This window comes from Enterobacter sp. CGMCC 5087 (assembly GCF_003144775.1).
Taxonomy (GTDB): domain Bacteria; phylum Pseudomonadota; class Gammaproteobacteria; order Enterobacterales; family Enterobacteriaceae; genus Enterobacter; species Enterobacter cloacae_M.
In genome coordinates this window covers 1-11,190 of record NZ_QFXN01000270.1, presented here as the reverse complement: position 1 = coordinate 11,190, position 11,190 = coordinate 1, and the positions used below count along the sequence as shown (strand labels likewise).

Here is an 11,190-nt window from a genome sequence, read left to right as displayed (position 1 = left end):
CGGCGGTTGGCGGCTCAGGCAGGTCCAGAAGTTTCTCCAGCGCTTGTCCACCCGCGGCGAAGGTAAAATCACCGCGCGCAATGTAGTGCGGATCGACGGTGACGCCGGTACGGCGCAGCGCCTGAACGTAGCCCTGTAAGCGATAGTGACACAGCGGCATCTCTTCCGGCCCGGCAATACAGCCAATGCGCTTGTGCCCCAGTTCCTGGAGATAGTTTACGGCGTTGAACGCGGCGGTGAGGTTATCAATGTGGACCGTCGGCAGCTCCAGCTCCGGCGCAAACTCGTTCGCCATCACCATCGGTGGTAAATTACGCTGCTCTTCAATGCTGGCATCAAAAGGCAGGCGAGAGCCAAGCAGCAGCATGCCGTCGATCTGCTTGGTGATAATGAGATCGATGAAGGTTTTTTCCTGCTGGTTCTGATGAGCGCAGTCGCCAATCAGCACCAGGTAACCCTGTTCCGCTGCGGTGACTTCAATACCGCGGATAATCTCGCTGAAGAAGGGGTCACAGATGTCCGGCACAATCACCAGAATGGTGCGCGACTCATTGCGTTTAACGTTACGCCCCATTGCTTGTGGGAAATAGCCCACTTCAAGCGCAGCCTGCTCTACCCGGTTACGGGTCGCCTGGGAGACTTTATCCGGGTTCATTAATGCGCGGGATACCGTTGCCGTAGAGACTTGTGCTTTCTGGGCAACGTCTTTCATGGTCGCCGGTGCAACCTCTTTCCTGGACTTCAACGTCTTCTCCTCGCCTGAACACCGAACTTCTGACATCACCATTTTTACAGATAGTTAATGGAATCGGTTACAGAATTTTCATAAAAAGTGTGAGGAGCGTTAAATTTTTCGATCCGTCTTCAGCCTTCGATGGGATCGACGTCCAGTACCCACTTCACTTTTCGCGCTTCCGGCAGCGTGTTGATGAGCGCCAGCGTGCCGCTGACGATATGCTGCAGGCGAACGCGCGAGGGGTGCTGAAGTAAGATTTGCCAGCGAAAACGCCCGCCGCGCTTTGGTGCGAGTGCCGGCACAGGGCCCAGGAGCCACAGCTGATTATCCACCAGCGGGCTGGCCTGCAGGAGATTTCTCAGCTGCTGCAGGAAAAGCGGCGCCTGCTGGTTGTTATGATCTTCCGCGCGGATGATGACGTGGCTGGTCCACGGCGGCAGCTGCATGGTCTGGCGTTCGGCCAGCGCCTGCTCGGCAAAGGCGTCATAGCCTTTATGCAGCAGGGTTTGCAGCAGCGGATGCTCAGGATGGTGCGTTTGCAGCACCACTTCGCCCTGTTTACCGGCGCGACCAGCACGCCCTGCCACCTGGGTATAAAGCTGGGCGAAGCGCTCGGCGGAGCGGAAATCTGCCGAGAACAGCGCGCCGTCTACGTCGAGCAGGGCAACCAGCGTGACGTCCGGGAAGTGGTGGCCTTTGGCCAGCATCTGCGTGCCAATCAGAATGCGTGCGCCGCCGCGATGCACTTCCGCCAGCTGCTCTTCCAGCGCGCCCTTGCGGCTGGTGGTGTCCCGGTCGATACGAGAAATCGGCACGTCCGGGAAGAAGGGGCCAAGCGCCTGTTCCAGCTGTTCCGTCCCCAGACCGACCGGCACGATATGCGTTGAGCCACACGACGGGCACTGGCGCGGCACCGGGCGCTGGCTGTCGCAGTGGTGGCAGCGCAAATGCCGCTGGGCCTGATGGAAGGTGTAGTAGTGGTCGCAGCGCGGGCACTCGGCAATCCAGCCGCAGTCGTGGCACAGCAGGGCGGGCGCGAAACCGCGGCGGTTAAGGAACAGAATGACCTGGTTCCCCGCCTGCAGGTGCTGGCGCATGCGGGTAATCAATGCCGGCGCTAGCCCGGCCTGAACCTGCTGACCTTTCAGATCAAGCACGTGCTGAATGGCCGGGCGGGCATTCCCCGCCCGACGCGTCAGGCGCAGCATATGGTATTTACGCTGGCGCACGTTGTGCAGCGTTTCGAGCGCAGGCGTGGCGGAGCCGAGAATAATAGGAATCTGCTCACTGTGCGCGCGATAAACCGCCAGGTCGCGGGCGTGATAGCGCCAGCCTTCCTGCTGTTTATAGGAGCTGTCGTGCTCTTCGTCGATCACGATAACGCCAAGATTTTTAAACGGCGTAAACAGCGACGAGCGGGTGCCGATCACAATCGCCGCTTCGCCGTTTTTCGCTTTCAGCCAGGCGCTGAGGCGTTCGCTGTCGTTCAGGCCGGAGTGCAGCACCTCAACCGGCGCGTTAAAGCGCTCGCGGAATCGGGCGATGGTTTGCGGCGTCAGGCCAATTTCCGGCACCATCACCAGCGCCTGTTTGCCCTGCGCGAGCACGTTTTCCAGCACGCTCAGGTAGACTTCGGTCTTGCCGGAACCGGTGACTCCCGCCAGCAGCCAGGCAGAGAAATGATCGGAGGCGCTATGAATCGCGCCCACGGCGGTGGCCTGCTCGGTATTCAGACGCAGGCGATCCCCTGAAACGGAGAAACTCTCCCGCCAGTCGTAAAGAGCGGGGGCTTCGCTGGCCAGTTCGCTCAGCCCTTTCTTTCTTAAGGCCTGTAGCGCCGTTTCGCTGACCTCAAGCTCGTCGACCTGATGTCGCCAGATTTTTCCCTGACGCAGCGCCGCCAGCGCCTGCTGCTGTTTCTGCGATCGCTTCAGGCTGTTGATGTCCACCGCCTGGCCCTGCTCGGTGGCAAACCAGTACCACATCGGCGCATGGCTGGCGCTTTTGCCCTGGCGCAGCATAATCGGCAGGGCGTGGAACAGCACGTCGCCAATCGGGTGATGATAATAATCCGCCGCCCACAGCAGCAGTCGCCAGGTGCTGGTAGAGTAAACCGGCTCGCTGTCCAGCACCTCAACGACTGATTTCAGCTCATTAAGCGGTAGCTCGCTTTTATCGCTGACGGAGACGACGATCCCCACGCGCTGCTGTTTGCCAAACGGCACGGTCACGCGGCAGCCCGCTTTGGCGCTCATGCTGTCGGGCAGCAGATAGTCAAAGGTGCGGGGAAGCGGAACGGGCAGGGCAACGTGAGCGACGGGCATCGAATCTTCCTGACTTGAAAAGTGGCGCGTTAGTATACACATTAGTAAAAGCGGCGTGCGGATCAGTTTGCATACGTTGGTCAAATTCTGTATGATTCGCCGCCTTTGGTGTACTTTACGCCAAAGAACTTACAATCAACATCGCGTGGTGTCTGGCGTTAGGGCTGGAAGAGCGACGCGGCCTTAACTGAGGTTCTCCCATGAAAAAAGATATTCACCCGAAATACGAAATGATTACTGCAAACTGTTCTTGCGGTAACTCTATCCAGATCCGCTCTACCGTGGGTCACGATCTGAACCTGGACGTGTGCGGCAAATGCCACCCGTTCTACACTGGTAAGCAGCGTGACGTTGCAACCGGTGGCCGTGTTGACCGCTTCAACAAGCGTTTCAGCATCCCGGGCGCTAAATAAGTTTCCCGAAAAAAAGGCACCGCAAGGTGCCTTTTTTGTATCCGCTTCTCAGTATTCCCACGTATCCGGGTCAATACCCAGTTCACGCATGATCACCTTCGCCTCTTCCGGGATTTCATCACTGCGCTCTTTGCGCAGATCTTCATCGTTCGGCAACGGTTGACCGGTAAACGCATGCAGAAACGCTTCGCACAGCAGTTCGCTGTTGGTCGCGTGGCGCAGGTTGTTCACCTGACGACGCGTACGTTCATCGGTGAGGATCTTCAACACCTTCAGAGGAATGGAAACCGTAATTTTCTTTACTTGCTCACTCTTCTTACCGTGCTCAGCGTATGGGCTGATATATTCGCCGCTCCATTCAGCCATGAGATACCTTTAATCCTCTCAGTCATTTATTTAAAGGTGCAAAACCTGTAACCACCCGTTTTGAACCGCAATCTTGTCTAGTTTACCGTAGAGACGATACCGTGGCACGGATATTGCCGCTGCAGCGTGCACTAAAGCATATAATTTTAACGGCTATTTGCGCATTGCTCAATCTATACGCAAAGAAGTTTAGATGTCCAGATGTATTGACGTCCATACTTTCAATGTTTACTCTGGTGCCTGACTTTTCACCTCATTCGCCAGGAAGCCCTCACCATGACGCGTAAACAGGCCACTATTGCAGTGCGTAGCGGATTAAATGATGACGAGCAGTACGGCTGCGTTGTCCCGCCGATTCATCTTTCCAGTACTTATAACTTCACCGGATTTAATGAACCCCGCGCGCATGATTATTCGCGTCGTGGCAACCCTACGCGTGACGTGACCCAGCGCGCGCTGGCCGAGCTGGAAGGTGGCGCAGGTGCAGTATTAACCAATACGGGGATGTCCGCCATTCATCTGGTGACCACGGTGTTCCTGAAACCGGGCGATCTGCTGGTTGCGCCGCACGACTGCTACGGCGGCAGCTATCGCCTGTTTGACAGCCTGGCGAAACGCGGCTGCTATCGCGTGCTGTTTGTCGATCAAAACGACGAACAGGCGCTGAAACAGGCCCTGGCAGAGAGACCGAAGCTGGTTCTGGTGGAAAGTCCAAGCAATCCATTGTTGCGCGTTGTCGATATTGCGAAAATTTGTCAGCTCGCAAGGGATGCGGGAGCGATAAGTGTAGTGGATAATACGTTCCTCAGTCCGGCCCTTCAGAACCCGCTCGCACTGGGTGCCGATCTGGTATTGCATTCATGCACTAAATATCTGAACGGCCATTCTGATGTGGTGGCGGGCGTGGTGATTGCTAAAGATCCCGACGTTGTCACCGAACTGGCATGGTGGGCCAATAATATTGGCGTCACCGCGGGGGCCTTCGACAGCTATCTGCTGTTGCGCGGCATCCGCACGCTGTCGCCGCGCATGGACGTGGCGCAGCGCAATGCCCAGGCGATTGTCGATTTCCTGAAAACCCAGCCGCTGGTGAAAAAGCTTTATCACCCGTCGCTGCCGGAAAATCAGGGGCACGAGATTGCTGCGCGTCAGCAGAAAGGGTTTGGCGCGATGTTAAGTTTTGAACTGGACGGTGACGAGCAAACGCTGCGTCGCTTCCTGAGCGGGCTGTCATTGTTTACGCTGGCGGAATCCTTAGGTGGGGTTGAAAGCTTGATCTCCCACGCCGCGACCATGACGCACGCAGGTATGGCACCCGAAGCACGTGCCGCCGCCGGAATTTCTGAGACGCTGCTGCGTATCTCAACCGGCATTGAAGATTCTGAAGATTTAATTGCCGATCTGGAAAATGCCTTCCGGATCGCAGCCAAGGGGTAATCATGAGTGTGATAGCGCAGGCAGGGGCGAAGGGTCGTCAACTGCACAAGTTTGGTGGTAGTAGTCTTGCTGATGTGAAATGTTACCTGCGCGTTGCAGGCATCATGACGGAATATTCACAGCCGGGTGACATGATGGTTGTCTCGGCGGCGGGCAGCACCACCAACCAGTTGATTAGCTGGCTGAAACTGAGCCAGACCGATCGCCTTTCTGCGCATCAGGTGCAACAGTCCTTACGCCGCTACCAGAGCGAGCTGATTGCCGGCCTGCTGCCTGCGGAAGTGGCGGACGGGCTGATCAGCGCCTTCACGCATGACCTTGAGCGTCTGGCTGCACTGCTGGACAGCGGGATTACCGACGCGGTGTATGCCGAAGTGGTGGGGCACGGTGAAGTGTGGTCCGCGCGCCTGATGGCCGCCGTGCTGCAGCACCTGGGCGTGGAAGCTGCCTGGCTCGACGCGCGTGATTTTCTGCGCGCCGAACGCGCCGCGCAGCCGCAGGTGGATGAAGGGTTGTCCTACCCGCTGCTGCAACAGCTGCTGGTGCAGCACCCGGGCAAACGTATTGTCGTCACCGGCTTTATCAGCCGCAGCAACGCGGGCGAAACCGTGCTGCTGGGTCGTAACGGCTCCGACTACTCGGCAACGCAGATTGGTGCCCTGGCGGGCGTCTCCCGCGTCACCATCTGGAGCGACGTGGCCGGTGTGTACAGCGCGGATCCGCGAAAAGTAAAAGATGCCTGCCTGCTGCCGCTGCTGCGTCTCGACGAAGCCAGCGAGCTGGCGCGTCTGGCCGCGCCGGTACTGCACGCGCGCACGCTGCAGCCGGTTTCCGGCAGCGATATCGACCTCCAGCTGCGCTGCAGTTACACTCCGGATCAAGGCTCCACGCGCATTGAGCGCGTGCTGGCGTCCGGTACCGGGGCGCGTATTGTCACCAGCCACGACGACATCTGCCTGATTGAGTTCCAGGTGCCTGCGGGCCAGGACTTCAAGCTGGCGCATAAAGATATCGACACGATCCTGAAACGCGCCCAGGTGCGTCCGTTGGCCGTTGGCGTGCATAACGATCGTCAACTGCTGCAGTTCTGCTACACCGCTGAAGTGGCGGACAGCGCGCTGAAAATTCTGGATGAAGCTGGCCTGCCGGGCGAGCTTCGCCTGCGTCAGGGGCTGGCGCTGGTGGCGATGGTGGGCGCGGGCGTCACCCGTAACCCGCTGCACTGCCACCGCTTCTGGCAGCAGCTGAAAGGCCAGCCGGTGGAGTTCACCTGGCAGTCGGAGGAGGGCATCAGCCTGGTCGCCGTTCTGCGTAAAGGGCCAACCGAGAGCCTGATCCAGGGCCTGCACACCTCTCTGTTCCGCGCGGAAAAGCGCATCGGCCTGGTGCTGTTTGGTAAAGGCAACATCGGCTCCCGCTGGCTGGAGCTGTTTGCCCGCGAACAGGTGACGCTCTCGGCGCGAACCGGATTCGAATTCATTCTTGCGGGCGTGGTGGACAGCCGCCGCAGCCTGCTGAACTACGAAGGGCTGGACGCCAGCCGCGCGCTTGCCTTCTTTAATGATGAAGCCGTAGAGCAGGATGAAGAGTCGCTGTTCCTGTGGATGCGCGCGCACCCGTATGACGATCTGGTGGTGCTGGACGTTACCGCCAGCGAACAGCTTGCGGATCAGTATCTGGATTTCGCCAGTCACGGTTTCCACGTTATTAGTGCGAACAAGCTGGCGGGGGCGAGCAGCACCGATAAATACCGCCAGATCCACGACGCGTTTGAAAAAACGGGGCGCCACTGGCTTTATAACGCCACCGTTGGGGCTGGCCTGCCGGTTAACCACACCGTGCGTGACCTGATTGAAAGCGGCGACAGCATTCTGGCGCTGAGCGGTATCTTCTCCGGCACGCTCTCCTGGCTTTTCCTGCAGTTCGACGGCACCGTACCGTTCACCGACCTGGTGGATCAGGCGTGGCAGCAGGGCTTAACCGAGCCCGATCCGCGCGTTGACCTTTCCGGCAAAGACGTGATGCGTAAGCTGGTGATCCTGGCGCGTGAGGCCGGTTACGATATCGAACCGGATGCCGTACGCGTCGAATCGCTGGTGCCTGCCGGCTGTGAAGAAGGTTCTGTGGATCATTTCTTTGAAAATGGTGAAGAGCTTAACGAGCAGATGGTACAGCGTCTGGAGGCGGCGAACGAGATGGGGCTGGTGCTGCGCTACGTGGCGCGTTTCGAGGCCAACGGAAAAGCGCGAGTCGGCGTCGAGGCGGTGCGTCCTGAACATCCGCTGGCGGCGCTGCTGCCGTGCGATAACGTCTTCGCCATCGAAAGCCGCTGGTATCGCGATAACCCGCTGGTGATCCGTGGTCCGGGCGCGGGGCGCGATGTCACCGCTGGAGCCATTCAGTCCGACATCAACCGTCTGGCTAAGCTGCTGTAACTCCTCACCCTGGCCCTCTCCCCGCACGGTGGGAGAGGGCACCTGTCAGGACAGATTAAACCAAACGTTTCTTCGCATCCGCTATCGCCTGCGTCACCTGCTTAGGCGACACGCCACCTTTCGCGGCACGTTTATCCAGGCAAGACTGCAGCGCAAGGATCGGATACACATCATCCCCGATAACCGCGCTGAACTTCTGCAGGTCGGCCAGCGCCAGATCTTCCAGCGGTTTACCCTGACGAATGGCTTCCACCACCGCTTCACCCACAATATGGTGCGCTTCACGGAAAGGTACGCCTTTCGCCACCAGATAATCCGCCAGTTCGGTAGAGTTCGCATAGCCCTGCTGCGCCGCTTCCTGGCAGCGCGGACGTTTCACCTGAATGCCGTCCAGCACCAGCGCGCCCATATGCAGACAGTCCAGCCAGGTGTCGAGCGCGTCGAACAGCCCTTCTTTGTCTTCCTGCATGTCTTTGTTATACGCCAGCGGCAGCCCTTTCAGGGTCATCATCATGCCGGTCAGCGCGCCCTGCACGCGGCCACACTTGCCGCGGATCAGCTCCAGCGCGTCCGGGTTTTTCTTCTGCGGCATCAGGGATGAGCCTGAGGTCACGCGGTCGGACAGCTCAACAAAGCCCGCTTCGCCAGAGTTAAAGAAGATCAGGTCTTCGGCAAAGCGCGAAAGGTGCACCATTCCGATAGACGCATTGGAGAGCAGCTCCAGCACGTGGTCGCGGTCGGACACGCTGTCCAGGCTGTTACGGGTGGCGGAGGCAAAGCCCAGCCAGCCTGCCAGCTGCTCACGGTCGATTTCATACGCCGTACCGGCCAGCGCGCCGCTGCCCAGCGGGCTGACGTCCAGACGTTTCAGGGTATCCTGCAGACGGCTTTCGTCACGCGCAAGCATCTCGACGTAGGCCAGACACCAGTGTGCGAAGGTCACCGGCTGCGCGCGCTGCAGGTGGGTATAACCCGGCATCACCGCGTCCTGGTTGTTCTGCGCGGTCTCCACCAGCGCGCTCTGCAGCTGACGGTTAGCCGCCAGCAGTTCGCCAACGGTATCTTTACACCACAGCTTCAGATCGGTGGCGACCTGGTCATTACGGCTGCGGCCGGTATGCAGCTTTTTACCCAGCTGGCCGACTTTGTCGATAAGCTTGCCTTCCACCCAGCTGTGAATATCTTCAGCATCGCTTTCGAGGATCTGCTGCGGGTTAAGACGCACCTCTTCCAGCAGATTGTTCAGCGCTTCTTCCAGCCGTAATTGTTCGTCTGCGGTCAGTACGCCCACCGTCACCAGCGCTTTGGACCAGGCCACAGAGCCGACAATATCCTGTTCGGCCAGGCGGTAGTCGAAGCGCAAAGAGTCGTTGAACTGTTTGAACCGCTGATCCGCTGCCTGTGTAAAACGCCCACCCCAAAGTGCCATAACATGATTCCTTTATTCGTTAGTTCTGCCGGGTGGCGCTTCGCTTACCCGGCCTACGGTCATTCAATAAAAACTTACGCTAAAATACGCGTGCCAATCGGCGTGCCGTTAAACAGCGCCGGCAGTTGTTCCGCGTGACGCCAGGAGGCGATATCCACCGGGCGGCCCAGCGTGCGTGCGGCATCCAGCGCGGCGTTCACTTTGACGATCATGCCGTCGGTAATAATGCCCTGGGCAATCAGCTGCTCGGCTTTCTCAGCCGTCATTTCCGCAATGCGCTGGCCTTTGCCGTCCAGAATACCGCTCACGTCGGAGAGCAGGATCAGATCCGCACCCAGCGTTGCCGCCAGCGCGGTCGCCGCCTGGTCAGCGTTGACGTTCATCAGCTCGCCCTCTTCGGTCACGCCGATAGAGCTCACAACCGGCAGGAACCCCCCTTCCAGTAGCGTATTAATCAGCTTAGGCGAACCTGGCTGCGCCAGTCCAACGTGGCCGAGCTCTTCGTCGAGCTGGGTCACTTTTACGCTGTCGCCATCGCCCAGATAGAGGCCGACGGATGCGATGTGGTGTTTCTTCGCCCACGCCAGCAGCGTTTTGTTCGCCGTACCCGCCAGCGCGCCGGTAATGATGTCAATCTGGTCAGCAGGCGTGACGCGCAGGCCGTTCTTCTTTTTCACCGGCAGGTTGAGCCCTTTCATCAGCTCGTCCACCACGCAGCCGCCGCCGTGCACAATCACCAGCGGACGCTGGTGTGATTCGCGATAGTTCACCAGCGCGGTAAAAAGACGCTCCAGCGCTTCTTCGCTGTCCAGCAGTACACCACCGAGTTTGATAATTAATGGGTTCATCATCACACCTTAAATAAGAGCCTGCGTTTCCGGGAAGCCGAAACGAATATTTGCACACTGCATTGCCTGTGCGGCAGCGCCTTTGAGTAAGTTATCTTCCGCGGCGACCACAATCAGATGCTCGTCCTGCACGGCAAAGCCGATGTCGCAGAACGGCAGGCCGACCACGTTTTTCAGCGCCGGCACGCCTTTGCCGTACAGGCGCACCAGCGGTTTGTCCGCATACGCCTGCGTGAAGGCCTCGTTCACCTGCTCTTTGGTCACGCCCGGCTTCAGGCGACAGGTAATGGTTTCGAGGATCCCGCGCGGGAAGCTGCCCAGGTGCGGCGTGAAAATCACCTCCGCGCCCAGATGCGTCGTGATTTCAGGGTGATGACGGTGATTAAACACGCCATACGGCTGAAGGCTCACTTCGCAGAAGCTGTTGGAGATAGCGGCCTTGCGTCCTGCACCGCTCACGCCGCTGGTGGCGTTGATCACCGGCCACTGGCTCAGATCCAGCAGGCCCGCGTCGATCAGCGGCTTCAGGGAAAGCTGCGCCGCCGTCGGGTAGCAGCCCGGAACGGCAATCAGGTCCGCTTCTTTCAGTTTGTCTGCGCTCCACTCCGCCAGGCCGTACACCGCTGTTTCCAGCAGATCCGGATGCTGATGGGTGAAGCCGTAATATTTTTCGTAGAACGCGCCGTCATTCACGCGGAACGCGCCGGAAAGGTCGAAGACCACGCAGCCGGCCGCCAGGAACTGCGGCGCCAGGTCGTGGCTGACCTCGTGCGCGGTGGCTAAAAACACCACGTCGACGCCGTCGGTAAACTCGCTGATGTCAGACATGGGCTGCAGCGGCAGATCGACAATGCCCTTAAGCTGCGGATGCAAATCGGAAATTAACTTTCCTGCATCATTGCTTTGCGCTGACACGGTCAAAGCGGTTATGGTCATATGTGGATGGCGATTCACGTAGCTTACAAGCTCTGCGCCCGCATAACCGCTAGCGCCTACAATCAGCGTATTCAACATCGGGTTCCTTTATGCTCAACGTTAGTGTATTTTTATTCACATTTATTGCATGAATATTGATACTATCACGACCTAAGGTGTGTCAACAATGAAAATGAACTTACCGCCATTTATCGAGATCTACCGCGCCCTGATTGCCACACCGTCCATCAGCGCAACGGAAGAAGCGCTGGATCAGAGCAATGAGT

Annotated in this window: 10 protein-coding genes; 4 read left to right on the top strand and 6 right to left on the bottom strand. The window is 58.6% G+C overall.

Annotated elements, in window-relative coordinates:
• Both cytR and priA read right to left on the bottom strand, forming a co-directional pair.
• Positions 1–745: DNA-binding transcriptional regulator CytR (gene cytR, locus DEO48_RS23245; protein WP_109846427.1), on the bottom strand; the 745-nt coding region annotated here is incomplete at its 3' end.
• 119 nt (positions 746–864) lie between these two features.
• Positions 865–3,060: a primosomal protein N' gene (gene priA, locus DEO48_RS23240; protein WP_109846426.1), complete on the bottom strand. Its 2,196-nt coding sequence runs from the start codon at positions 3,058–3,060 to the stop codon at positions 865–867.
• A 200-nt stretch (positions 3,061–3,260) separates the two neighbouring features.
• On the opposite strand from priA, the gene rpmE reads away from it, so the two are divergent.
• A complete protein-coding gene (gene rpmE / locus DEO48_RS23235; RefSeq protein ID WP_003862040.1) occupies positions 3,261–3,473 on the top strand; it encodes a 50S ribosomal protein L31 in 213 nt (70 codons plus the stop codon).
• A 48-nt stretch (positions 3,474–3,521) separates the two neighbouring features.
• On the opposite strand, the gene metJ is transcribed toward rpmE, so the two are convergent.
• Complete coding sequence (metJ, locus tag DEO48_RS23230; RefSeq protein ID WP_007369220.1) at positions 3,522–3,839, bottom strand: met regulon transcriptional regulator MetJ; 318 nt, start codon at positions 3,837–3,839, stop codon at positions 3,522–3,524.
• Between the two features lie 276 nt (positions 3,840–4,115).
• Between metJ and metB the strand changes: the two genes are divergently transcribed.
• Together metB and DEO48_RS23220 are read left to right on the top strand one after the other, a co-directional pair.
• Complete coding sequence (gene metB, locus DEO48_RS23225) at positions 4,116–5,276, top strand: cystathionine gamma-synthase (RefSeq protein WP_045404245.1); 1,161 nt, start codon at positions 4,116–4,118, stop codon at positions 5,274–5,276.
• 2 nt (positions 5,277–5,278) lie between these two features.
• A complete protein-coding gene (locus DEO48_RS23220; protein WP_109846425.1) occupies positions 5,279–7,711 on the top strand; it encodes a bifunctional aspartate kinase/homoserine dehydrogenase II in 2,433 nt (810 codons plus the stop codon).
• Positions 7,712–7,766: 55 nt separating this feature from the next.
• Here DEO48_RS23220 and argH read toward each other — a convergent pair whose 3' ends face one another.
• From argH to argC, 3 genes are all read right to left on the bottom strand, one after another.
• A complete protein-coding gene (argH, locus tag DEO48_RS23215; RefSeq protein WP_109846424.1) occupies positions 7,767–9,140 on the bottom strand; it encodes an argininosuccinate lyase in 1,374 nt (457 codons plus the stop codon).
• 74 nt (positions 9,141–9,214) lie between these two features.
• Positions 9,215–9,991: an acetylglutamate kinase gene (argB, locus tag DEO48_RS23210; protein ID WP_090420882.1), complete on the bottom strand. Its 777-nt coding sequence runs from the start codon at positions 9,989–9,991 to the stop codon at positions 9,215–9,217.
• Positions 9,992–9,997: 6 nt separating this feature from the next.
• The gene (gene argC / locus DEO48_RS23205; protein WP_109846423.1) at positions 9,998–11,002 is read right to left on the bottom strand and encodes an N-acetyl-gamma-glutamyl-phosphate reductase; all 1,005 of its coding nucleotides are present in this window, start codon (positions 11,000–11,002) and stop codon (positions 9,998–10,000) included.
• A gap of 88 nt (positions 11,003–11,090) precedes the next feature.
• Here argC and DEO48_RS27270 point away from each other — a divergent pair.
• Positions 11,091–11,190, top strand: a 100-nt coding sequence (locus tag DEO48_RS27270) for a hypothetical protein (RefSeq protein WP_258306169.1), incomplete at its 3' end; no start/stop codon positions are given.